The organism is Clostridium cuniculi (genome assembly GCF_004353185.1).
In the GTDB taxonomy this organism is placed as follows: Bacteria; Bacillota; Clostridia; order Clostridiales; family Clostridiaceae; genus Clostridium; species Clostridium cuniculi.
In genome coordinates this window covers 15,566-39,060 of the sequence record NZ_SMUS01000034.1, presented here as the reverse complement: position 1 = coordinate 39,060, position 23,495 = coordinate 15,566, and the positions used below count along the sequence as shown (strand labels likewise).

Here is a 23,495-nt window from a genome sequence, read left to right as displayed (position 1 = left end):
CAATTGGGAGTCTTTTTTTATTTTCTTAAATCATCTAAGATTTGAGTTTTATCTTTTGTCTTATCATCAACATTTTTAATTATTCTTGCAGGTGAACCGGCAACAACAACACCAGCTGGAACATCTTCAGTAACAACAGAACCAGCAGCAACAACAGCACCAGCTCCAATTTTAACACCTTCTAAGATAACAGCGTTAGCTCCTATCATAGCGTCATCTCCAATTTGGCAAGGTTCTTTACTAGGTGGTTCTAAAACACCAGCAACAACAGCACCAGCACCTAAGTGAACTCTTTTACCTAATTGTCCTCTTGCTCCAATTACAGCATTCATATCAACCATAGTACCTTCACCAATTTCTGCACCTATATTTATTACGGCACCCATCATGATTACAGCATTTTTACCGATAGAAACTCTATCTCTAATTATTGCACCAGGTTCAATTCTTGCATCTATTGATAAAAGATCTAACATTGGTATAGCAGAATTTCTTCTATCATTTTCAACTCTGAAAGAATTTATTTTGTGCTTGTTTTCTAATATTATTTCAGTAATTACATCACTTTCTCCAAATAATATGTAAAAATTATTGTTTCCATAATGTTCAATATTATCTAGTGAAGCATCGCTTAGGTCTCCATTAACATATACTTTTACTGGAGTTGTTTTTTTTGATTCTTTAATAAATCTTGCGATTTCATATGGATCAGTTAAATTATAATTCATAAAATCATCCTTTCTTCATTAGCCCCAATATTTTTATTTAAGCATTTATATTATAATAGAATTGAAGGGTATTTTAAAGAGACATTAGTAAAATAGTAGAAAAAACTTTACTGAATAGTATATTTGCTATAAAATTACTTGAGAGTAAATTGAGGTTTTATAATATTTGTTAAGGGGGCAATAAAATATGAATAAAAATCTAAATAGTGTTAAAATATCAGGAATTAGAAAATTTTACAATGAAGTTCAAAAGGTAGATGGAGCAATCTCATTAACATTAGGTCAACCAGATTTTAAATTACCTGTATCCATTGAAGAAGGATTAATAAATGCAATAAAAGAAAATAAGACTACATATACAAGTAATCTAGGCATAGTTGAATTAAGAGAAGAAATAAGCAATTATCTTTTAAATAAGGATATTAGTTATGAAGCCGATGAAATTTGTATAACAGTTGGTGGTAGTGAGGCCTTATTTAATATATTTACAGCATTATTAAATAAGGGGGAGAAAGTTTTAATACCAACACCTGCTTATCCAGCATATGAAAGTATAGTTACAATATTGGGTGGAACTGTAGTAAATTATTCTTTGGACGATGAATTTAAAATTGATGTAGAGGATATAAAAAGAAAAATAAAAGATATGAATATAAAATATTTGGTATTATCATTACCAAGTAATCCTACAGGAGCAATATTATCAAAAGAAGAGAAGGAACAGTTAGTAGAATTAATTAAAGAAAATGATATATTAGTAATTACAGATGAGATATATGAATCTTTATGTTATGATAAATATTACAGTGTTGCACAATGTAGAGATATTAAAGATAAAGTGATTTATGTAGGTGGATTTTCAAAGATGTTTTCAATGACTGGTTTGAGAATTGGATATTATGCTTGTTCACAGGCATTAATGAATGAAATTATAAAAATTCATCAATATAATGTGTCTTGTGCTCCATCTATTTGTCAATGGGCGGTTTATAATGGATTAAAGTATGGTTTAAAAGATGTAAGTCATATGAAGGAAGTCTTTAATAATAGAAAAGAGCTAGTTGTAAATAAGCTTAAGGATATGGGGTTAGATGTTGTTATACCAAAAGGTGCATTTTATGTATTTCCATCAATAAAGAAATTCAATATTCCTTCTGAAGAGTTTGCTTTAAGATTATTATATGAAGAAAAAGTCGCTTGTGTACCAGGAACTGCATTTGGTATTGGTGGTGAAGGATATCTAAGAATATCATATTGTTATTCAGATGAAGAATTAATAGAAGCATTAAAAAGGATAGAAAAATTTATTAATAAAATTTAAAAAGATTTTATAAGAAATATATATTATTAAATTTCAATAATGTATATTTCTTTTTTTATGTAAATTTTATACATTAATGTCCGTATATGATAATACAAAAAATGAAAAGTGTTCGTTTGCTAAGTTAAAAGTAAAATTATTTATTTAACAAATTGTTAAAATATTCATAATAATAAATTGGAAAAAATACTATACCTTAAAGAGGAGGAACTGGCTAAATTAGTAAATGTAAACGTTGCCTATAAAAATAATATAATATTAACATATTAAAAAAAATACATATAATTAATTAATAATATACTAAATATAAAGTGTTAATATTAACGATATCTTTTGACAAAACAATTCAATGTATTATAATTAATATAAATTATTAAGATTTAGCTTTAAAAATTTAGATGGGGGTTGTACACAAATGTTAAAGTATGTTGGAAAAAGAATTTTAACTAGTATAGTTACAATTTGGGCAGTTATTACAATTGTGTTCTTTCTTGTAAGAATAATGCCAGGAGGACCTTTTGAAGGAGAAAAAATTACTGCTGAGATGAAAGAAGTATTAAATGAAAAATATGGATTAGATAAACCAGTAGGTGAACAATATGTTATTTACATGAAAGGTTTATTAAAAGGTGATTTTGGACAATCTATGAAATATAAAGGTAGACAAGTTATTGATACTATAAAAAATGGATTCCCTAAATCAGCACAAGTTGGGGCGGTAGCTATTGTTGCTTCTGTAGTAATTGGTATTTTATTAGGAGTAGTTGCAGCATTAAATGCAGATAAATGGCCAGATAGAATATGTATGATTATTGCAACATTAGGAATTACCATACCAAGTTTCGTAATAGGATCCTTGTTAATATTCATATTTACAGTGAAATTAAGGGTGTTAGGAGCTACAGGTCTTAGCAAACCTTCAAATTATATAATGCCAGTTATTGCATTATCAGGAAGTTCTATGGCATTTATAACAAGATTAACAAGAAATAAATTAATCGATGTATTAAAATCAGATTATATAAGAACAGCAAGAGCTAAAGGGTTAAGTGGTGGAAAGGTAATATTTAAACATGCACTAAGAAACTCATTAATTCCTGTTGTAACATATTTAGGACCTTTAACAGCAGGTGTACTTACAGGTTCATTTGTTGTTGAAAAAATATTCGCAATTGCTGGTCTTGGTAATGAGTTTACATTAACTATAACTAATAGAGACTATACAGCATTATTAGGAGTTTTAGCATTCTATTGTACATTTATAGTAATTTGTAATCTGATTGTTGACTTATTATATGTTGTAGTAGATCCAAGAATTAAACTAGAAGGATAAAAGGAGGAGAGTTAATTGAAAAATATAGTTGTAGAAAATTTAGATTTAGATATAGATAGCGAATTATTTTCTCCTTTAAGTTCAGAAGAGAAAAAGGCTAATGAGATAGTAAGGCCTAGTGTAGGTTATTGGGCTAATGCATGGAGAAGGTTAAAAGCAAATAAAGTTGCATTATTTTCATTAGTATTGATAATTGTGATAATTGCTTTTGCAATATTAGGTCCGATTGTAGTTGAAAAACTTTTTGGTTTTACATATAAATCTACGGACAAAACAGCTTCAAATTTATGGCCAACTGCACAACACTGGTTTGGAACTGATAACTTAGGTAGAGATTTGTTTGTAAGAGTTATGTATGGAGCAAGATATTCACTTATTATTGCATTTGCTGCATCAGTATTAAATCTTGTAATTGGGGTTTTATATGGAGGAATTGCAGGATTTTTAGGTGGAAAAGTAGATAATATAATGATGAGAATAGTAGATATATTATATTCTATTCCTACATTAATATATGTTGTTTTATTAATGAATGTATTAAAGAAGGATGGTTCAAGTGGAATGTTTGCTATTATAGTAGCAATGGCAATTTCTTCTTGGGTTGGTATGGCTAGAATAGTTAGAGGAGATATTCTTCAATTAAAACAACAAGAGTTTGTTTTAGCAGCAAAGACTTTAGGAGCTTCTAAAACAAGAATTTTATTAAGACATTTAATTCCTAACTGTTTAGGATCAATCATAGTAACAATGACATTATTTGTGCCTTCTGCAATATTTACTGAAGCGTTTTTAAGTTATATTGGTTTAGGATTAAATGCACCGCTTGCTTCTTTAGGAACATTAGCAAATGATGCAAAAGGATTATTAACAACACAACCTTATCAGTTATTATTCCCTGCTGCTATGATTTGTTTAATCATTTTAGCATTTAACTTATTTGGTGATGGATTAACTGAAGCTTTAGATCCTAAGCATCAAAAATAGGAGGAGAAACATATGAGTAAATTATTAGAAGTTAAAAATTTAAAAACATCATTTAAGACTCATATTGGAGATGTTCAATCTGTTAGAGGGGTATCTTTTCATTTAAATAAAGGAGAAGCTCTTGGAGTTGTTGGTGAATCTGGATGTGGTAAGTCAGTTACAATGATGACAATAATGAGATTATTAGGTGAAAATGCAAAAATAGAAGCAGAAACTATTACATTTGATGATAAAGATATAACTAAACCTACTGAAAAATTAATGCAAACTATAAGAGGAAATGATATGTCAATGATTTTCCAAGATCCAATGACATCATTAAATCCTTTATTTACAATAGGAGACCAATTAACAGAGCATTTAATTAAGCATAAAAAAATCTCTAAAAAAGAGGCGAAAGAAAAGGCTATTAAGATGCTTGATATGGTTGGAATACCAAGTCCTGAAAAAAGATTAAAACAATATCCACATGAATTTTCAGGTGGTATGAGACAAAGAGTTATGATTGCAATGAGTTTAATATGTGAGCCTAAACTTATAATTGCAGACGAGCCAACTACGGCATTAGATGTTACTATTCAAGCACAAATTTTAGATTTAATGAAAGATTTAAAAGAAAAATTAGATACATCAATTATATTAATTACACATGATCTTGGAGTTGTTGCAGATCTATGTTCAAGAATTAATGTTATGTATGGTGGTCTTATTGTTGAAGAAGGTACAACAGAGGATATATTCTATAGAGGAAGACATCCTTACACATGGGGATTATTAAGAAGTGTACCTAATCCAAAAAGTGAATTAAAAGAAAAATTAATTCCAATTGAAGGTCAACCGCCAGATTTATTAAAACCACCAGTTGGATGTCCATTTACAGCAAGATGTGATTATGCAATGAAAATTTGTAAGGAAAAGCAACCGCCATTATTTGAAATTGCAGAAGGACATAGAGCAGCATGTTGGTTATGTCATAAAAATGCGCCAAAAGTTGAATCACCAATAAGGAGGGAAGAATAATGGAGAATAAAAATGACGTTATTTTAGAGGTTAAGAACCTTTGTAAATACTTCCCTGCAAACAAAGGATTATTTGCTAAGAAGAGCTTTGTTAAAGCAGTAGATAATGTTTCTTTTTCTATTAGAAGAGGAGAAACTTTAGGATTAGTAGGAGAATCAGGATGTGGTAAAACTACTACTGGAAGAACTATATTAAAATTATATGAACCAACATCAGGTCAAATAATTTTTAATGGACAAGATATTACAGGTTTAAGTGAAAGAAAAATGGTATCTTTAAGAAAAAATATGCAAATGATTTTCCAAGATCCATATGCATCACTAAATCCAAGAATGACTGTAGGGGATATTATTGGTGAAGCAATTGATATCCACGGTCTTTTTAAAGGTAAAGAAAGAGAAGAGAGAATAAGATATTTATTAGATAAGGTTGGTTTAAATGGAAGTCATATAAATAGATATGCTCATGAATTCTCTGGTGGACAAAGACAAAGAATAGGTATTGCAAGAGCACTTGCAGTACAACCTGATTTTATAGTATGTGATGAGCCTATTTCAGCACTTGATGTTTCTATTCAAGCACAAGTAATAAATATGCTTGAAGAGTTACAAGAGGAGTTTGGACTAACATATTTATTTATAGCTCATGACCTTTCAATGGTTAAACATATATCAACTCATATAGGAGTTATGTATTTAGGTCAAATGGTTGAGAAAGGACCTGCGGATGATGTATATTCAAATCCTAAACATCCATATACTAAGGCATTATTATCAGCAGTTCCAATACCAGATCCAAAAGTGGCAAAAGCAAATAAAAGAATAGTTTTAGAAGGGGATATACCATCTCCTATAGATCCACCAGCAGGGTGTAGATTTAAAGGTAGATGTAAACAAGCAATGAAAGTTTGTGGTGAAATAAATCCAGAACTTAAGGAAGTTGAACCAGGACATTTTGTTGCATGTCATTTATACAAATAATTTAGTTAAACTGACTAAAACGTTAGTTTAGTCAGTTTAATTAAAAATACTTACAAATATTGGATAACATGCAATTTTTATTAGCAAATTATATTTGCAAGTTAATATAAAAAGTAATTTTACTATAGTTAAAGGTTTACTTAAGTTAACTGAATTTAAAATTAAGTTATTAATTGTATTATGCAATTTAGATAAAAAACGAGGGGGAAACTAAAATGAAAAGTTCAAAACTAAAGAAGTTATGTGCAGTAGTTTTAGCTGCAACATTAGCTACTTCTTTATTCATTGGTTGTGGTGATAACTCAACTAGTACTGGAAGTAGCTCAGGATCAAATCAAAGCTTAGTATTCAATTTAGGAGAAGATCCAGAAACAATGGACCCAACATTAAATAATTCTTCAGGAGCAGGAACAATGATTTTAAATGCTTTTGAAGGTTTAATGGTTCTTGATGAAAATGATCAACCTACAGAAGGAGCAGCTGAAAGTTATGAAGTTTCAGATGATGGATTAGTTTATACTTTTAAATTAAGACAAGATGGTAAATGGAGTGACGGAGAGCCTGTAGTAGCAGATAACTTTAAGTATTCTTGGTTAAGAGCATTAGATAAGGCTACTGCTGCTGAATATGCTTATCAGTTATTCTATATTAAAAATGCAGAAAAATTCTATAATGGAGAAGTTTCAGCAGATGAAGTTGGAATTAAAGTAATTGATGATTATACATTAGAAGTAACTTTAGAAACTCCTACATCATATTTCTTACAATTATGTGCATTTACAACATATGTTCCTTTAAGAGAAGATATAGTATCTGCTAATCCAGAAGGATGGGCTACTAATCCAGAAACTTATGTTTCTAATGGGCCTTTCAAATTAGTTCAATGGGATATGAAAGACCAATTAGTTTTCGAAAAAAATGAAAACTATTGGGATAAAGATAGTGTTAAATTAGATACTTTAACTTTCAAATTAGTTACTGATGAAACTACTGCATATTCAGAATTAAAAGCTGGAAACTTTGATATGGTTAATTCTGTACCAACAAATGAAATTGAACCAGGTATAGCAGAGGGATTAGTACATGTTAATCCTAAGTTAGGAAATTATTACTTTGTAATTAATGTTGGTAAACAAGATACAATGAATGCTGATGTAAAAGAAGTATTAAGCAATAAATTAGTTAGACAAGCTTTAAATCTTGCTATTGATAGACAAGAAATAATTGATAATGTTGGTAAAGCAGAACAAGTTCCTGCATATAGCTTTGTTCCACTAGGTATAACTGATGAAGATGGTAACGAATTTGCTTCAAAAGAGTATTATGATCCATCAGATATGGAAGCTAATATAGCAAAAGCTAAAGAATTATTAAAAGAAGCTGGATATGAAAATGGTGAAGGAATACCAACAATAGAATTAATGTATAACTCAGAAGGTCAACATAAAGATATTTGTCAAATTATCCAACAAAACTGGGCAGAAATTGGTGTTAATGTTGAATTAACTAACCAAGAGTGGGCTGTATTCTTAAACACTAGACAACAAGGTGATTATGAAATTGCTAGACATGGTTGGGTTGGAGATTATATTGATCCAATGACATTCTTAGATTTATGGACAACTAATGGTGGAAATAATGATGCTGGATTTAGTAATGCTGAATATGATGAGTTAATTGCTGCTGCTAAAGTTGAAACAGATTCTGCTAAAAGAAATGAAATGTTAAGACAAGCTGAAGATATATTAATGGATGAAATGCCAATATTACCTATCTATTATTATACTACAGTAACAGCTGCTAATGAAAATGTTAAAGGTGTTCGTATTTCTACATTAGGAAAAATATCTTTCAAATATGCATATAAAGAATAATTAATAAAAGAGAGTCAATTTTGACTCTCTTTTATTAATTCCCTGCAGGATTATAGTGATTACTTGAAACACCTTGTCTTTTTATTGATTTATGTTTAGCATTTGGATTATGGTTATGACCTTCTTCAGTTATTGGAGTTTGATAATTGCATTTCTCCATTCTAGCTTGTTTATTATCTGGTTGACTATCTTTTGCCATAATATAGCTCACTCCTAACATATAAAAATGTACAATCTTAGTATGTACTTTTTATATAGATTTATTCTTTTTATTATTTCAGAATTTAAGGAATAGGAGAATAAAAAAAGAGAGCTTAAAAGCTCCCTTTTTATTTATAGTCCTAATACATCATCCATATTATAAAGACCAGCATTCTTAACTGTAGCCATATATTCACATGCCTTTAATGCACCAATGGCAAATACGTCTCTTGATATTGCTTTGTGTGATAATTCAATAACTTCGCCAGTTCCTGCAAAAATAACGTCATGATCACCAACTATAGAACCACCTCTAACAGCATGAATTCCTATTTCTGTTTTTTCTCTCTTTTTATGTCCATCTCTACCGTGAACATAATGAGTTTCTTCAGAAATAGAATCTTTTATTGTATCTGCTAGAAGAAGTGCAGTACCACTTGGAGAATCTAATTTTTGATTATGATGTTTTTCTATTATTTCTATATCATAATTTCCATATAATAATGGAGTTACTTTTCTTAAAAGTGAATTAATTAAATTTATACCTAAAGACATATTAGCAGATTTAAATAATGGCAATGTTTTGCTCTTTTCATTAATTAAATCTAAATCTTCTTGAGAATAACCAGTAGAACAGATAACTAGAGGTTTTTTTGTTCTTTCTGTTAATTCTAAAAGTTTGTGTAATGTGCTTACATTAGAAAAATCTAAAAGCACATCATATTCTATATTTACATCATCAGGTGTAGTGAATACTGGGTAATTTAATTCTCTAGGGAATCTATCTATACCAGCTATAATTTCTAAATTAGGAAATTCACTAACTAAATTTGAGATAACAGTTCCCATTTTTCCACAGCAACCGCTTAATAGTATTTTAACCATAAGATAAACTCCTTTTAAAGTAAATTGTATTTCTTTAGTGTATTTACTAAAGTTTCTTTATTTTTATCATTCATTTTATAAAGTGGTAATCTTAATTCACCAACATTCATACCCATTACGTTCATGGCGGTTTTAACCGGAATAGGGTTAGTTTCTATAAATAAATTGTTCATTAATTCTAAATAATCTAATTGTAACTTAGTTGCTTTAAAACAATCTCCATTTAAATATAAATCGCACATATCATGAACTATCTTAGGAATTATATTAGCAGCAACAGATATAACTCCAATACCACCTAAAGATAAAATAGGGATTATTTGATCATCATTTCCAGAATAAATATCTATTTTATCTCCGCATAATGCCTTCATTTTAGCAACTTGACTCATATCACCACTAGCTTCTTTAATAGCAACCACATTATTAAGTTCTGTTAATTTTAATAGAGTTTCTGGTGTAATATTCATATTAGTTCTACTTGGAACATTATATAAAATAATAGGAGTTTTAACAGCATCATTTATAGCTTTAAAATGCATTAGTAAACCTTCTGCATTTGTTTTGTTATAATATGGTGTAATAACTAAAATTCCATCTACACCTACACTTTCAGCATAAAGACTCATTTCAATAGATGTTTTTGTATTGTTGCCACCAGTACCTGCAATTACAGGTATTCTTTTATTTACAACATCTACAGTAAATTTAATGGCATCTTTTTTTTCTTGCTCAGTCATTGTAGTAGCTTCACCTGTAGTACCGCAAATAACAATAGCATCTGTAGATTCTTTTATATGCCATTCAAGCAATTCTCTTAATTTTTCATAATCTATACCATTTTCATTAAAGGGTGTAATTATAGCTACACCAGAGCCTTTAAATATTGACATTTTATCCTCCTAAAGCCATTCATTTTTTATTAAAACTTCTGCAATTTGTACAGCGTTTAAAGCTGCTCCTTTTCTTATGTTATCAGCAACAACCCATAAATTTAAACCATTATCTAAGCTGAAATCACGTCTTATTCTTCCAACATATACATCATCTCTTCCAGACACATTTAATGCAGTTGGGTATTTTAACTCATTTACATTATCATAAACTGTTAAGCCGTCTGTTTTTTCAAATAATTTAAATATATCTTCTAATTCAAATGGGCTATTTAATTCAACATTAATACTTTCACTATGACTATTTAAAACTGGTACTCTAACAGTAGTAGCAGTAATTTTTAAGTCATTTGAATGAAGTATTTTTCTAGTTTCTTCAATCATCTTCATTTCTTCTTTTGTATAACCATTTTCTAAGAAAACATCTATATGAGGAAGACAATTCCCTGCTATTTGGTAAGGGAACTTTTTAGGTTCTAAACCTTTTAATCCATCCTCTAAATCTTTAATACCTTGCATTCCAGCACCTGAAACTGCTTGGTATGTTGAATATACAATTCTTTTTATTCCATAATTATCTAATAGGGCCTTTAATGGCACCATTGCTTGAATTGTAGAACAATTTGGGTTAGCAATAATTCCATTATGATTTTTTAAGTCTTCTGGGTTTACTTCAGGAACTACTAAAGGAACATCTTTATTCATTCTCCATGCACTTGAATTATCTATTACTACAGCACCATAAGATGAGAATATTGGAGCAAACTTTAAGCTTGTATCTCCACCTGCAGAAAATAATGCAATATCTATCTTTTTATTTTTTATAGTATCTTCACATGTTTCTTCAACTAAATATTCTTGCCCCTTAAATTTTAAATAAGAACCTGCAGATCTTTTTGAGGCAAAAAGATAAAGATTCTTTATTGGAAAGTTTCTTTCTTCTAAAATTTCTAAAAATTTTCTACCTACATTACCTGTACTACCAACTATTGCTACATTATACATATTGGTTCCCCCTTTTTTATTCTTTAATAAATAGATTTTATAAATTTAATTACTATAGAATGTTCTGTTTTATAATATGATGTGAATATATTTAAATTTTTAATTAAATTTTATGTACAGTATTAATGTTTAATTTAAATATAATGTTAAAAAAACCTTGAGTTATCACTCAAGGTATATATACATCAAAATATATAAAGAATCCTTAAATGATAGCTCACCACATAAATTATGTGACAGAAATATACATATTTTGTATACCCCCAGTTATATAGCTGTAAAGCTTAGGCTATATACTTCGGCGATAAGTCCTTTCTTATTATTTTAACACGCTTTAATCCATAATAGTACTAATACGTATCGCACCTCTATCTATTTATAAACCTATATGGTTATGATTATACCTTGTATATATGAAACTTTCAAGAAATATTTACAAAATAATATTATATACTTGATTTTATTATATGACTATTAAAAGAAAGTGTAACAAAGGATTTTGGGTATAAATATAAAGATATGGGAGAAAATATTTATATAAATTTATATAGGGGGAATTTTTATGAGTAAAACACCATTAAAAAAAATAATAAAAGCAAAAATAAAAACTAATAAAGAACTTACACCAGAAGAAAAAATGCGTGAAAAGATAAAATATGAAATTGCAGAAGAGTTAGGATTAAGTGATAAGGTAGACACATATGGATGGGGAGGATTAACAGCTGAAGAAACAGGTCGAATAGGTGGAATAATGACTAAACGTAAGAAAGAGTTAAAGTTGCCAACTAATGACCAAATTTTAGGAAGAAAATAATAGATTGACTTAATATTCTATTACATAGTATTATAAAACTTAGAAATTTATTTCAGTATAGAAATAACTACATTATTTGTTTTTCAGTGTAGTAAATAAATAGGATAAGGGGGGGAATAGCATGGCGTATGGTGAATTTGCAAAAATATATGATGAATTAATAAATGAAGATATTAATTATGATGAAATGGTAGATCGTATTATAGAAATTTGCAATTCTTATAATGTAGAATTAAATGATTATTTAGATATTGCTTGTGGAACTGGAAATGTAACTATAAGATTAGCTAAATACTTTAAAAATATTTATGGAGTTGATTTATCAGAAGATATGTTAAGAGAAGCTTTTGATAAATTTAAAGAAGCACGAATAAAAGGGAAAATAATTTGTCAAGACATGACAGAACTTTCTCTTAACAAAGAATTTGATTTAATAACATCTGTATTAGACTCTACAAATTATATAACAGATTTGAATGATCTTCAAAATTACTTTAATGGAGTATATACTCATTTAAAGTCAAATGGATTATTTATATTTGATGTTAATTCATATTATAAATTATCTGAAATATTAGGAAACAATATCTATACATATAGTGAAGAAGAGGTTTTTTATACTTGGGAAAATGTTTTTGAAGATAATTTACTTTCTATGTTCTTAACGTTCTTTGTTAAAAAAGGAGATCTTTATGAAAGATTTGAAGAAGAACATCTAGAAAGAGCGTATACTGAAAAAGAATTAGAAAAAGAACTGGAAAAAGCAAATTTAGAGGTTCTTGCTAAGTTTGATGGATATACTGAAAATGATGTACAAGCAAATACTGAAAGAATAGTATATGTAATAAAGAAAAAGCAATAAAAGCAATAGTTGGAGGAAAATATGAGCGATAAAATTATTAGAGCAGTTGCAAAAAATGGAATGGTAAGAATAATAGCTGGAACTACTACAGAACTAGTTGAGGATGCTAGAGTAATACATGAATGTACTCCAGTTGCAGCAGCATCTCTTGGAAGAATGTTAACTGCTGGAGCTCTTTTAGGAGCTACTTTAAAATCATCAAATGAAGTAATGACTTTAAGAATCAATGGTGGTGGAGATGCCAACGGAGTAGTTGTTACTGCATATGAAGGAGCTAAAGTTAAAGGATATATTGGAAATCCATATGGAGATATGCCTTTAAATCCAAATGGTAAATTAGATGTTGGTGGATACATTGGAAAAAATGGTAATTTGATGGTTATAAAGGATTTAGGAATGAAAGATCCTTACGTAGGTCAAGTTCCAATACATTCAGGAGAGATAGCAGAAGATTTAGCTTATTACTTTACTGTATCTGAACAAACGCCATCAGCAGTATCATTAGGTGTTTTAGTTGATAAAGATTATTCAATTAAAGTTGCTGGAGGATTTATAATTCAAATGTTACCAGATGCAGATGAATTCTTAGCAGATATTATAACTTATAGATTAGAAGAAATTCCATCTTTAACAACTATGTTAAATGAAGGAAAGAGTATGGATGATATACTAGACTATATATTTGCAGATATGGACTTAAAAATATTAGAGGAAATAAAACCAGAATTTTCTTGTAATTGTTCAAGAGAAAAAGTTGAAAAAGCTTTAATTTCTATAGGAGAAAAGGATTTAAGAGAGATATATGAAGATGGTAAAAATGAAGAGTTAAAATGCCACTTCTGTAATAAGACATATGTATTTACTCCAGAAGAAATTGGTAGATTATTAGCTAATTCCAATAAATCTGAATAGTATAAATAAAGAAGTAGGTTATTTATAAAAATAGCCTACTTTTTATTTATTTAATATTAAATAAAATACAAATACTAATCAACAATTAGTTAATAGATACGTATGATATAAGAGGTTAAAAAATAAGCAAACTACCTCTATCTATTAGCTTTGTATTACTAAGATATATAGGTTTAATATCATATTTATATAAAAAATTTTTTACTTCATTGCCAAAAGCATAATTATCTAATGATCCAAAGAATGCCATGGAATCATTTGAAATCATACCTCCAACACCTCCGATAAAACCATAATTAAATCCACTTAGTTCTATATCGCCAAATGGTAATAGTAATATATCAAAGTTTTCATTCTTTAATGTGTTATATATACCAGTATCATTAGTTATAATTACTTTTTCTCGTAATGGTAATATAGAGCATTTAGTATATCCTTGATTTACATTTATAGTTTTTTTATTTTTGCAGTACTCTAAGATTTTTTTATCAGTAAACTTTAAATTATGCACTAAGTAATTATCAGTGATATATGCATTAAGTGATATATTACTTGGATATTTAGATGATAAAGTACTATCACTTTCTATAAAATTTATGTTTTTTGTTTTTAAAAGTTCTTTAAAGGACAAATTAATATTCTTATTAATAATTAGAGTATTCTTATTAAGTATATTTAGCTGAATATCTGTATGTCCATTTATTGCTTCATAAAGATTATTATCCTTTGGAATTTTTATTACGTCATAATTCAATTTTTTTAGTGAATTTATTTCATTTTCAGTGGTTCTATAGTCAACAAAACATATCATTAATCTTCTCCTTGTTTAAATATATTTCTTATAACATATAAAATATTCATAAAAAAATCAATATTTTATTAATAAGTGTACAGCCAGGTGAGTATATAGAAAAGATTTTAATACATACTAATATTAAGAAAGGAGTGAAATCCATGCTTGTGATAAGATTAGTGCATAATAATGACTTAGACTTAGTAAAGGAATTACAAGAGCTTAGAGAGTTGTTAAAAAAGAAAAATATCACTATTGGTCTTGTAGAAAGTGGTGAGGGTGATTCACATTTAATAAAAATTATGTGCGAAAAAGAGTGTTATAATGAAAAAGTTAAAAGAATGATATATTTATATATAAGCAATATTCTATATAATATAGTAATTGAAAAATATAGAAAAAAGGAACTTTTTAATTTTTTAACTGAAACTTATTTCTTTCTGAAACATGATGAAATAATAGAAGTAGAAGACATGATAATGAAAGTTCTAAGAAGTGAAGAAAATTTAAAAGATGAAAAAATGATATATTGTATAAGTAAAATAAATTCCATAATAGAAAAAATAAAAACTTGCTTGGAAGAAAATGAAGAAATAAACATAAAAGGTTTTATAACTTTTAGAATGAAGGAACTTAGAGAAGATATAGAAGATATTGTTGATAAAGTTGTAGAAGAATATATGGTTGAAAAAGAGTATAAAGAATTTGTAAAGTTATTAAAATATTTTGTTGATATTCAGGAAAGTAAAATAGAAAAAATTAATATTTACATTCATGAAGGTGGGGGCTATGTATTAAAAGATGGATATGGAAATGATGTTTTTAGTGACTTTATGAAGGAGTTAGCTGAGTGTAGAATAGATACTGAAGCTAAAATAGAAGATATAATAATAAGTGGATTAATAACTAATGCACCAAAGCAAATAATAATCCATCATAAAGAAAATTGCATAAATACAGAGTTTATTGAAACTATCGTTAATGTGTTTGGAGATAGGGTATTTTACTGTGCAGGATGTGCAAATTGTATGCCATCTAAACTTAAAGTTTAAATAAATTTGAAAAAATTAGGGTTGTTATGATTTGAAAACAGCCCTTTTATCATTTAATATTAAAATTTTACATGTTCTATAAATTTTAATATGGAATATCTATGAAAAACAATGTAAAGATGGTAAAATACATGTTGAACTTAATTATAATAAAAAGCGAGAAAAAGAACAAAATAATATTATATATTATTGAAATTAGGAGGTGATGTAATGAAAAAAAAGTTTAAAAGAAATTTTAAACTTAAAGGAGTTCAAATTTTAGCTTTAGGATTTATATTGGTAATATTAGTTGGAGCATTAATATTAACTTTACCTATATCTACTACTAGTGGAGAAAGTACTAACTTTTTAGATGCCTTGTTCACTGCTACATCGGCTGTTTGCGTTACTGGATTAATAGTGGTTGATACAGGTACATATTGGAATATGTTTGGACAAACGGTTATAATGATATTAATAGAAATTGGTGGATTAGGATTTATGTCTTTTACAACATTAATTGCTATTATTTTAGGAAAAAAGATTACTTTGAGAGAGAGATTAATATTACAAGATGCTATGAATACTTTCAATATACAAGGCTTAGTAAAGATGGTTAAGTATGTACTAATGTTTACGGTATCTGTGCAATTTTTTGGTGCATTATTATTTTCTACACAATTCGTTCCTGAGTATGGATTAGGAAGAGGGATATTTTACAGTATATTTCATTCTATATCCGCTTTTTGCAATGCTGGGTTTGATATTTTTGGTAATTTTAGCAGCTTGACATCTTATAATTCTAATGCTGTTGTAATATTAGTGGCATCAGCATTAATTATAATTGGTGGATTAGGATTTACTGTATGGAGTGAACTATATAGTAGTAAAAGTTTAAAAAAAGTTTCCCTTCATTCAAAAATGGTAATATTAATGACTACAGTGTTAGTTTTAGGTGGAACTGTATTAATGTTTTTATTTGAGAATAACAATGTTAATACTATAGCAGATATGTCTTTTATAGATAAAGTTATGAACTCATTTTTTGCATCGGTTACACCAAGAACAGCCGGGTTTAATAGTATTCCTACAGATGGAATGACTACGGCTGGACAGTTCTTAACTATAATTTTAATGTTTATTGGGGGATCACCAGGTTCAACTGCTGGTGGAATAAAGACTACAACTATAGGAATCTTGATTGTAACTATAGTATGTGTAATAAAAGGAAGAGAAGATGCAGAGGTGTTTAAGAGAAGATTCAGTAAGGAGTTAGTGTATAGAGCATTTACATTAATATTTATTGGATTAAGTTTAGTAATAGTTGTTACTATGTTGTTATCATATACTGAAAAAGGTGCAAGTTTTATGGCATTATTTTATGAAGCAGTATCAGCTTTTGGAACTGCAGGATTAACGTTAGGATTAACATCTGAATTAAGTAATATAGGAAAGGTATTAATAATCTTTTTGATGTACTTAGGAAGAGTTGGACCATTAACTGTAGTATTATCTATAACAAGAAAAAGAATAAATTCAGGTATTAAATATCCAGAAGGAAAAATTTTGATAGGTTAGGGGAAGAAACATGGCAAATAGTAAACAGTTTGTAGTTATTGGATTAGGTAGATTTGGAGAATCTGTTGCTAAGACTTTATATTCTTTAGGACATGATGTTTTAGCAATTGATATGGATGAAGACTCTGTACAAGAAATTTCAGACTCTGTAACTCATGCAGTTCAAATGGATGCCACTGATGAAAGTGCATTAAAAACTTTAGGGTTAAGAAATTTTGATGTTGCGGTAGTTACTATTGGATCTAATATACAAGCAAGTGTAATGATAACTTTATTAGTTAAAGAATTAGGAGTTAAGTATATAATTGCAAAGGGTCAAAGTGATTTACATGCAAAAGTATTATATAAGATAGGTGCAGATAGAGTTGTACTACCTGAAAAGGATATGGGTGTAAGAGTAGCACATAATTTAGTTTCAGCTAGTATATTAGATTTTATTGAATTATCTCCTGATTATAGTATTATGGAGTTAAGAGTTCTTAATGAATGGAATGGAAAAACATTAAAAGAACTAAAATTAAGAAGTAGCTACGGAATAAATATTATGGCAATAAAAAGAGGTGATGATATAGATATCTCTCCAAAAGCCGAGGATAGATTGTCTGAAGATGATATTATAGTTGCTATTGGTTCAGCTGATGATTTAAGTAATCTAGAAGACATTTTAATTAGAAAAAAATAAGAGGTGAAACTTTGATAGTCATTGAAAGTAAAGACAACACGTTATTTAAGTATACAAAAAAGTTAAAGGAAAGAAAGCATAGAACAAAAGAAAATAAATATATTATAGAAGGATTTAGATTAGTTCAGGAAGCCTTTAAAGCAAAGTGCAATATAGAGTATATAATAGTAAATGAAGGCGGAAAAGGAAAACTAGAAGATTATTTAAACCAATATATGGATAATATTAAAATCTATGAAATGAGAAATGAATTATTTTCTCAATTAACTTCAACAGAAAATACTCAGGGTATAATTGCTGTAGCTAATATAAATAATTCAATAAGTGATATAAATGGCGACTTTTATTTATTGTGTGATAAGGTTCAAGATCCAGGAAATTTAGGGACAATTATTAGAACTGCTCATGCAGCTGGAGTAAATGCAATTATATTAACAAAGGGTACAGTTGATATATATAATGATAAAACTATTAGATCAACAATGGGCTCTATATTCTATATACCAATTATTTATGATAATGATTTAAGCTTATTAAAAAAGTTAAAAGGTGAAGGTTTTAGTTTAGTAGCTACATCTTTAGAGGAGTCAAAAAATTTCTTTGAAGAAGATTTAAGTGGAAAAGTTATATTATCTGTTGGAAATGAAGGAAATGGCATAAGTGAAGAGATTTTTGAACTTGCAGATAAAAAGGTGAAAATACCTATGCCTGGTGGAGCAGAATCTTTAAATGTAGGTGTTGCAACTTCTATAATATTATTCGAAAAAGTAAGACAAAGTTTATTATAAAATAAATTTTAAATAAAGTATTGAAAAAAATATTGGTTATTTGTATAATAAATTGTAAATAAATATTGAAAGACAGTGAATGAGAAAGTAGATATAATGGAATATACAGGGAGAAAAGACCTTAGACTGTAAGTCTTTTTATATAAAGTTATATTGAAGTTCCCTCAGGAGTCCTAACTGTGAAATTATAGTAGTAGTTAGCGGTTAAAACCGTTATTTAATTAAGATGGATATTTTATTAATAATAAAATATCAATTAGGGTGGTAACGCGGATATTCCGTCCCTTTGTGGGACTGAATATCCTTTTTTTGCGCCAAATTTTAGGAATTAATAAGAAGGGAGAATAAAAATGCAAGAAAAATTATTAGCAATTAAAGAAGCTGCTTTTAATGAAATATCTGCTGCAGAAAATAGTGGAACATTAGAAGAAATAAGAGTAAAATACCTTGGAAAAAAAGGTGAACTTACTACAATATTAAGAGGAATGGGATCATTAAGCCCGGAAGAAAGACCAGTAGTTGGTAAATTAGTTAATGAAGCAAAAAGCGAAGTTGAAGCAAAATTAGAGGAAGCTGTAAAAGAAATAAAGGAAAGAGAAAAAAATGCTAAACTTGCAAGTGAAGTTATTGATATATCTCTTCCAGGAAAAAGAAATGTTATTGGTAAGAGACATCCTTTAGATTTAACTTTAGAAAGTATGAAAGAAATATTCATTTCAATGGGATTCACTGTAGAAGATGGTCCTGAAGTTGAATTAGATCATTATAATTTTGAGGCTTTAAATATACCTAAGGATCATCCAGCAAGAAGTGAACAAGATACTTTCTATATAAATGATAATATAGTTTTAAGAACTCAAACTTCTCCAATTCAAATTAGAACGATGGAAAATCAAGAACCTCCAATAAAGATGATATCTCCAGGTAAGGTTTATAGATCAGATGCTGTAGATGCTACACATTCACCAATATTCTATCAAATGGAAGGATTAGTAATTGATAAAGGAGTTACTTTTGCAGATTTAAAAGGAACTTTAGAGTTATTTGCTAAAAAAATGTTTGGGGATAAGGTTGTAACTAAGTTTAGACCACACCACTTCCCATTTACTGAACCTTCAGCTGAAATGGATGCAACTTGCTTCGTTTGCGAAGGAAAAGGTTGTAGAGTATGTAAAGGAAGCGGTTGGATTGAAATATTAGGATGTGGAATGGTTCACCCTAATGTTTTAAGAAATTGTGGAATTGATCCAGAAGTTTATAGCGGATTTGCTTTTGGATTTGGTGTAGATAGAATGGTTATGCTTAAGTATGGTATTGATGATATAAGAGCATTATACGAAAGCGATATGAGATTTTTAAATCAATTTTAATTAGGAGGTAAAGTAAGATGAAAGTACCATATAATTGGCTAAAGGATTATGCGGAAGTAAACGTAGATCCACATACATTAGGAGATAAATTAACTCTTTCAGGATCAGCCCTAGAAGAGGTTATTATACAAGGTGATAATATAAAAAATGTTGTTACTGGTAAAATTACAAAAATAGAAAAGCACCCAGATGCAGATAGATTAAATGTTTGTCAAGTTAATATAGGGCAAGAAGAAGAAATACAAATAGTTACAGCGGCAACTAATATGAAGGAACAAGATATAGTACCAGTTGCTCTTCATAAATCTATTTTAGCTGATGGAACTGAAATTAAAAAAGGTAAAATGAGAGGGGTAGTATCTAACGGTATGTTCTGTTCTGAAGAAGAACTTGGAATTGCTGGAGATGAGCCAGTTCATGGATTAATGATTTTACCAGCTGATGCTCCATTAGGAATGGATATTAAAGAATACTTAGGATTAAATAAGGCAATATTAGATTTTGAAATAACATCTAATAGACCTGATTGTTTAAGTATGATAGGAATGGCTAGAGAAACAGCTGCAACACTTGGAACATCTTATAAAATGCCAAATTTCAACTATGAAGTTAAATCTTCAAAAAATATTAATGATGAGTTAAAAGTTGAAGTTAAAGATGAGTTATGTAGAAGATACATGGCTAAAGGTGTTAAGAACGTTAAGGTTGAACCATCACCAGGTTGGATGCAAGAAAGACTTTTAGAAGCTGGGGTTAGACCTATAAACAATATAGTTGATATAACTAACTTTGTTATGTTAGAGCTAGGGCAACCAATGCATGCTTTTGATGCAAGACAAATAGAAAGTAAGACTATAGTCGTTGAAAGAGCTCAAGATGGAGAAAAGTTCACAACTTTAGATGAAATAGAAAGAGAATTAGACTCAAGCATCTTAATGATTAAAGATGGTTCTAAGTCTGTAGCTATAGCAGGAATTATGGGTGGATTAAATTCAGAAATTCAAGATGATACTACAGAAGTAATTTTTGAATCAGCTAATTTTGAAGGCACTAACATAAGAGTTAGCTCTAAAAAGCTAAATTTAAGATCTGAAAGTTCTTCAAGATTTGATAAGGATATAGATCCAAACTTAGCTAAACTTGCAATAGATAGAGCTTGTGCTTTAATATGCGAGTTAGGCTGTGGAGAAGTTATGGAAGGAACTGTAGATGTTTATAACAATGTAAAAGAAGAAGGTTCTATAACTGTAAATTCTAATTGGATAAATAAATTCTTAGGAACTGAAATTTCAAAAGAAGAAATGAAAAAAGCATTAGATTCTTTAGACCTAAAGACAAATGTTGAAGGTGATGATTTAGTAATAACTATTCCAACATTCAGAATAGATATTGCTATAAAAGAAGATATTGCAGAAGAAGTTGCTAGAATTTATGGATATGATAAGATTCCTACTACTATATTTAAGGTTTCAACAGAAAGAGAACCAAAATATAAAAATGAAATATTAACAGACAAAGTTATAGAAATAATGGTAGGTAGTGGTGTTAACCAATCTATTAGTTATTCATTTGTATCTCCGAAGGTATTTGACAAAGTTAATATACCAGCAGATAGTGAACTTAGAAATGTGGTTAAAATAAAGAATCCACTAGGAGAAGATTATAGTGTAATGAGAACAACTACATTACCTTCAATGATGGAATCTTTAGGAAGAAACTATTCAAGAAACAATGATTATGTAAGATTATTTGAAGTTGGTAGAGTATACTTACCAAATGAAGATGAAAAACAATTACCTACTGAAAAGAATGTTTTAACTATAGGAATTTATGGTGATTGTGATTACTTAGACCTTAAAGGAATAGTTGAAAACATAATTGATGGATTAGGAATAGCTAAAGCTAAATATGTTAGAGAAAGCGAAAATCCAAGCTATCATCCAGGAAAAACAGCTGCTCTTATGGTAAGAAATAAGAAAGTTGGTGTATTTGGAGAGGTCCATCCAGATGTAACAGAAAATTATGGAATAGATGTAGATTGTTATGTGGCTGAATTAGACTTAGATGCTTTATTTGAAGCTTCAACTACAGTAAAAACTTATAAACCATTACCAAAATTCCCAGCTGTAACTAGAGATATAGCATTACTTTGTGATGATTCTATATTAGTTGCTGAAATAGAGGAAACAATAAGAAAAGCTGGTGGAAACTTAGTAGAAAAGGTTCAATTATTTGATATATACAAAGGTGCTCAAATACCAGAAGGAAAGAAATCTATAGCTTATGCAATTGCATATAGAGATGAAAAGAAAACTTTAGAAGATAAAGATATATCTAAAGTTCATGATAAGATTCTTAAAGCATTAGAGCATAAATTAGGTGCTGTTTTAAGATAATAAATATATTTAAAGGAAGCTGATATTCTCAGCTTCCTTTAAATTATTATTAATGATTTTTTTAGTAAATATAAGGGTTTATATGAAAGTTTAGATTTTCTTAAACCTGGACAACCACAATCTTCTTGTCTATTTATATACTTTGTTTTTGAAAACTCTCTTTTTATAAACTCCCTATTTATGAATGCATAGATTCCCTTATAATCAATGTTACATCTTTCAACATGAATTATAGCAGTATCATTTAAAATTTCTCCAATTGAAAAGCCAACTAAAGAATTTTCGACGTAAACACAAATAGAATATAAATTTAGATAATTAAGATTATAAAGTAAGTCAGTTATCTCTTTAGTTTCTATCTGAAGCTCTTCGCAAAGAGAAGTTCTTTTTGAATGCCAATTTGATAATAGTTTTAAGCAATCTTTAATTTTTTCTTCGCTATCAATAGAAGTAACTGTATAGTCATATGAATTTATAAAAGAATTATAATGATTCTTCTTTTGATGATATTTTTTACCTTCTAAATTTAGTAAGTCATTTGTTAAATAAATATATTCGAAAGTATCTCTATTTTCAATGATTTTAAAAGGTAAATTAGTGAATGCTCTTAAATCATAAATAAAGCTATCTTCTATATCTCCTAACAAGTAAATAGTATCATTAGTAGGTAATTCTTTCAATTTAAGAATTAACTCTTGAAGTGTTACTTTATTGTAACCTATTGGCATCATAAAAAATGATCCATAATTGGTTTCCTTTTTTATTATTAAACAATTATTTATTATAGAGTATTTAGTTTTACATAAATCTCTCCATAAATATAAAGCAGTAAAGGAATATTCATAAGATTTATTGTTGAAATATTTTAAATAATCATTGAATAAATCCTTATCACTTAGAGTTAACTCTTTAAAGTTTTCCAATTTATCATCCCCTTGTTGTTTATAAAGGTATATATATTATCTTATTTTCATTTTATAAAGATGTGTAGAAATATATTAAATAAAAAATATAGGTATTAAATTTTAACTAAAGAATATACTTT

Annotated in this window: 22 protein-coding genes, 1 riboswitch and 1 other annotated feature; of the genes, 15 read left to right on the top strand and 7 right to left on the bottom strand. The window is 28.4% G+C overall.

The genetic code is table 11. From position 1 onward, the window contains the following. Positions 1-17: 17 nt before the first annotated feature. On the bottom strand, positions 18-728 hold the full coding sequence (gene dapD, locus EJJ37_RS15305) for a 2,3,4,5-tetrahydropyridine-2,6-dicarboxylate N-acetyltransferase (RefSeq protein ID WP_133016397.1): 711 nt from the start codon (positions 726-728) through the stop codon (positions 18-20). A gap of 187 nt (positions 729-915) precedes the next feature. On the opposite strand from dapD, the gene EJJ37_RS15300 reads away from it, so the two are divergent. The 6 genes from EJJ37_RS15300 (at position 916) to EJJ37_RS15275 (ending at position 8,240) form a co-directional block, all read left to right on the top strand. Next, a complete protein-coding gene (locus tag EJJ37_RS15300; protein ID WP_133016396.1) occupies positions 916-2,049 on the top strand; it encodes a pyridoxal phosphate-dependent aminotransferase in 1,134 nt (377 codons plus the stop codon). 415 nt (positions 2,050-2,464) lie between these two features. After that, positions 2,465-3,382, top strand: coding sequence for an ABC transporter permease (locus tag EJJ37_RS15295; protein ID WP_133016395.1), 918 nt, complete (start codon positions 2,465-2,467; stop codon positions 3,380-3,382). A 15-nt stretch (positions 3,383-3,397) separates the two neighbouring features. Then, the gene (locus EJJ37_RS15290; RefSeq protein ID WP_207739619.1) at positions 3,398-4,366 is read left to right on the top strand and encodes an ABC transporter permease; all 969 of its coding nucleotides are present in this window, start codon (positions 3,398-3,400) and stop codon (positions 4,364-4,366) included. Positions 4,367-4,378: 12 nt separating this feature from the next. After that, positions 4,379-5,386 (top strand): ABC transporter ATP-binding protein, encoded by a 1,008-nt coding sequence (locus EJJ37_RS15285; protein WP_133016394.1) that lies wholly within the window; start codon positions 4,379-4,381, stop codon positions 5,384-5,386. After that, entirely contained in the window at positions 5,386-6,366 is a 981-nt protein-coding gene (locus EJJ37_RS15280) for an ABC transporter ATP-binding protein (RefSeq protein WP_133016393.1), read from the top strand. The genes EJJ37_RS15285 and EJJ37_RS15280 overlap by 1 nt, the downstream gene beginning before the upstream one ends. Positions 6,367-6,581: 215 nt before the next feature. After that, positions 6,582-8,240, top strand: a complete 1,659-nt coding sequence (locus tag EJJ37_RS15275; RefSeq protein WP_133016392.1) for a peptide ABC transporter substrate-binding protein — start codon at positions 6,582-6,584, stop codon at positions 8,238-8,240. A gap of 34 nt (positions 8,241-8,274) precedes the next feature. On the opposite strand, the gene EJJ37_RS20340 is transcribed toward EJJ37_RS15275, so the two are convergent. The 4 genes from EJJ37_RS20340 to EJJ37_RS15260 form a co-directional block, all read right to left on the bottom strand. Beyond that, positions 8,275-8,439 (bottom strand): hypothetical protein, encoded by a 165-nt coding sequence (locus tag EJJ37_RS20340; RefSeq protein WP_166484787.1) that lies wholly within the window; start codon positions 8,437-8,439, stop codon positions 8,275-8,277. A 134-nt stretch (positions 8,440-8,573) separates the two neighbouring features. Continuing rightward, on the bottom strand, positions 8,574-9,326 hold the full coding sequence (gene dapB / locus EJJ37_RS15270) for a 4-hydroxy-tetrahydrodipicolinate reductase (RefSeq protein WP_133016391.1): 753 nt from the start codon (positions 9,324-9,326) through the stop codon (positions 8,574-8,576). 14 nt (positions 9,327-9,340) lie between these two features. Further along, a complete protein-coding gene (gene dapA, locus EJJ37_RS15265) occupies positions 9,341-10,219 on the bottom strand; it encodes a 4-hydroxy-tetrahydrodipicolinate synthase (protein ID WP_133016390.1) in 879 nt (292 codons plus the stop codon). 9 nt (positions 10,220-10,228) lie between these two features. Then, the gene (locus tag EJJ37_RS15260) at positions 10,229-11,224 is read right to left on the bottom strand and encodes an aspartate-semialdehyde dehydrogenase (RefSeq protein WP_133016389.1); all 996 of its coding nucleotides are present in this window, start codon (positions 11,222-11,224) and stop codon (positions 10,229-10,231) included. Positions 11,225-11,429: 205 nt separating this feature from the next. Beyond that, positions 11,430-11,603, bottom strand: a riboswitch (Lysine riboswitch). A gap of 183 nt (positions 11,604-11,786) precedes the next feature. Here EJJ37_RS15260 and EJJ37_RS15255 point away from each other — a divergent pair. The 3 genes from EJJ37_RS15255 (at position 11,787) to hslO (ending at position 13,812) form a co-directional block, all read left to right on the top strand. Further along, the gene (locus tag EJJ37_RS15255) at positions 11,787-12,038 is read left to right on the top strand and encodes an alpha/beta-type small acid-soluble spore protein (RefSeq protein ID WP_133016388.1); all 252 of its coding nucleotides are present in this window, start codon (positions 11,787-11,789) and stop codon (positions 12,036-12,038) included. Between the two features lie 121 nt (positions 12,039-12,159). Continuing rightward, positions 12,160-12,900 carry a class I SAM-dependent DNA methyltransferase gene (locus EJJ37_RS15250; protein WP_133016387.1) on the top strand — a complete coding sequence of 247 codons (741 nt, stop codon included), beginning with the start codon at positions 12,160-12,162 and terminating at the stop codon, positions 12,898-12,900. A 21-nt stretch (positions 12,901-12,921) separates the two neighbouring features. Then, complete coding sequence (hslO, locus tag EJJ37_RS15245; protein WP_133016386.1) at positions 12,922-13,812, top strand: Hsp33 family molecular chaperone HslO; 891 nt, start codon at positions 12,922-12,924, stop codon at positions 13,810-13,812. A gap of 115 nt (positions 13,813-13,927) precedes the next feature. Here the strand turns inward: hslO and EJJ37_RS15240 are convergent, their stop codons facing one another. Then, a complete protein-coding gene (locus EJJ37_RS15240; protein WP_133016385.1) occupies positions 13,928-14,623 on the bottom strand; it encodes a DUF6873 family GME fold protein in 696 nt (231 codons plus the stop codon). Between the two features lie 143 nt (positions 14,624-14,766). On the opposite strand from EJJ37_RS15240, the gene ytxC reads away from it, so the two are divergent. The 6 genes from ytxC to pheT all read left to right on the top strand — a co-directional run bounded on the left by ytxC (position 14,767) and on the right by pheT (position 22,450). Further along, positions 14,767-15,657, top strand: coding sequence for a putative sporulation protein YtxC (gene ytxC / locus EJJ37_RS15235; RefSeq protein WP_133016384.1), 891 nt, complete (start codon positions 14,767-14,769; stop codon positions 15,655-15,657). Positions 15,658-15,867: 210 nt separating this feature from the next. Then, positions 15,868-17,214: a TrkH family potassium uptake protein gene (locus tag EJJ37_RS15230; protein WP_133016383.1), complete on the top strand. Its 1,347-nt coding sequence runs from the start codon at positions 15,868-15,870 to the stop codon at positions 17,212-17,214. A 10-nt stretch (positions 17,215-17,224) separates the two neighbouring features. After that, the gene (locus tag EJJ37_RS15225) at positions 17,225-17,896 is read left to right on the top strand and encodes a potassium channel family protein (RefSeq protein WP_133016382.1); all 672 of its coding nucleotides are present in this window, start codon (positions 17,225-17,227) and stop codon (positions 17,894-17,896) included. An 11-nt stretch (positions 17,897-17,907) separates the two neighbouring features. Further along, positions 17,908-18,684, top strand: a complete 777-nt coding sequence (locus EJJ37_RS15220) for a TrmH family RNA methyltransferase (RefSeq protein WP_133016381.1) — start codon at positions 17,908-17,910, stop codon at positions 18,682-18,684. 66 nt (positions 18,685-18,750) lie between these two features. Further along, positions 18,751-18,973, top strand: a binding site (T-box leader). 61 nt (positions 18,974-19,034) lie between these two features. Further along, a complete protein-coding gene (pheS, locus tag EJJ37_RS15215) occupies positions 19,035-20,054 on the top strand; it encodes a phenylalanine--tRNA ligase subunit alpha (RefSeq protein WP_133016380.1) in 1,020 nt (339 codons plus the stop codon). A gap of 17 nt (positions 20,055-20,071) precedes the next feature. Continuing rightward, positions 20,072-22,450: a phenylalanine--tRNA ligase subunit beta gene (gene pheT, locus EJJ37_RS15210; protein ID WP_133016379.1), complete on the top strand. Its 2,379-nt coding sequence runs from the start codon at positions 20,072-20,074 to the stop codon at positions 22,448-22,450. A gap of 38 nt (positions 22,451-22,488) precedes the next feature. Here pheT and EJJ37_RS15205 read toward each other — a convergent pair whose 3' ends face one another. After that, complete coding sequence (locus tag EJJ37_RS15205) at positions 22,489-23,373, bottom strand: DUF2156 domain-containing protein (protein WP_166484786.1); 885 nt, start codon at positions 23,371-23,373, stop codon at positions 22,489-22,491. Between the last annotated feature and the right edge of the window lie 122 nt (positions 23,374-23,495).

What these genes read in the sequence shown, in the direction of transcription:
- EJJ37_RS15255 (WP_133016388.1), top strand. Translation starts at nt 11,787, where the DNA reads ATGAGTAAAACACCATTAAAAAAAATAATAAAAGCAAAAATAAAAACT.
- dapD (WP_133016397.1), bottom strand. Translation starts at nt 728, where the DNA reads ATGAATTATAATTTAACTGATCCATATGAAATCGCAAGATTTATTAAA.
- EJJ37_RS15280 (WP_133016393.1), top strand. Translation starts at nt 5,386, where the DNA reads ATGGAGAATAAAAATGACGTTATTTTAGAGGTTAAGAACCTTTGTAAA.
- EJJ37_RS15260 (WP_133016389.1), bottom strand. Translation starts at nt 11,224, where the DNA reads ATGTATAATGTAGCAATAGTTGGTAGTACAGGTAATGTAGGTAGAAAA.
- EJJ37_RS15295 (WP_133016395.1), top strand. Translation starts at nt 2,465, where the DNA reads ATGTTAAAGTATGTTGGAAAAAGAATTTTAACTAGTATAGTTACAATT.
- EJJ37_RS20340 (WP_166484787.1), bottom strand. Translation starts at nt 8,439, where the DNA reads ATGGCAAAAGATAGTCAACCAGATAATAAACAAGCTAGAATGGAGAAA.
- EJJ37_RS15300 (WP_133016396.1), top strand. Translation starts at nt 916, where the DNA reads ATGAATAAAAATCTAAATAGTGTTAAAATATCAGGAATTAGAAAATTT.
- dapB (WP_133016391.1), bottom strand. Translation starts at nt 9,326, where the DNA reads ATGGTTAAAATACTATTAAGCGGTTGCTGTGGAAAAATGGGAACTGTT.
- pheS (WP_133016380.1), top strand. Translation starts at nt 19,035, where the DNA reads ATGCAAGAAAAATTATTAGCAATTAAAGAAGCTGCTTTTAATGAAATA.
- EJJ37_RS15285 (WP_133016394.1), top strand. Translation starts at nt 4,379, where the DNA reads ATGAGTAAATTATTAGAAGTTAAAAATTTAAAAACATCATTTAAGACT.
- pheT (WP_133016379.1), top strand. Translation starts at nt 20,072, where the DNA reads ATGAAAGTACCATATAATTGGCTAAAGGATTATGCGGAAGTAAACGTA.
- EJJ37_RS15275 (WP_133016392.1), top strand. Translation starts at nt 6,582, where the DNA reads ATGAAAAGTTCAAAACTAAAGAAGTTATGTGCAGTAGTTTTAGCTGCA.
- EJJ37_RS15230 (WP_133016383.1), top strand. Translation starts at nt 15,868, where the DNA reads ATGAAAAAAAAGTTTAAAAGAAATTTTAAACTTAAAGGAGTTCAAATT.
- EJJ37_RS15250 (WP_133016387.1), top strand. Translation starts at nt 12,160, where the DNA reads ATGGCGTATGGTGAATTTGCAAAAATATATGATGAATTAATAAATGAA.
- dapA (WP_133016390.1), bottom strand. Translation starts at nt 10,219, where the DNA reads ATGTCAATATTTAAAGGCTCTGGTGTAGCTATAATTACACCCTTTAAT.
- EJJ37_RS15225 (WP_133016382.1), top strand. Translation starts at nt 17,225, where the DNA reads ATGGCAAATAGTAAACAGTTTGTAGTTATTGGATTAGGTAGATTTGGA.
- hslO (WP_133016386.1), top strand. Translation starts at nt 12,922, where the DNA reads ATGAGCGATAAAATTATTAGAGCAGTTGCAAAAAATGGAATGGTAAGA.
- EJJ37_RS15240 (WP_133016385.1), bottom strand. Translation starts at nt 14,623, where the DNA reads ATGATATGTTTTGTTGACTATAGAACCACTGAAAATGAAATAAATTCA.
- ytxC (WP_133016384.1), top strand. Translation starts at nt 14,767, where the DNA reads ATGCTTGTGATAAGATTAGTGCATAATAATGACTTAGACTTAGTAAAG.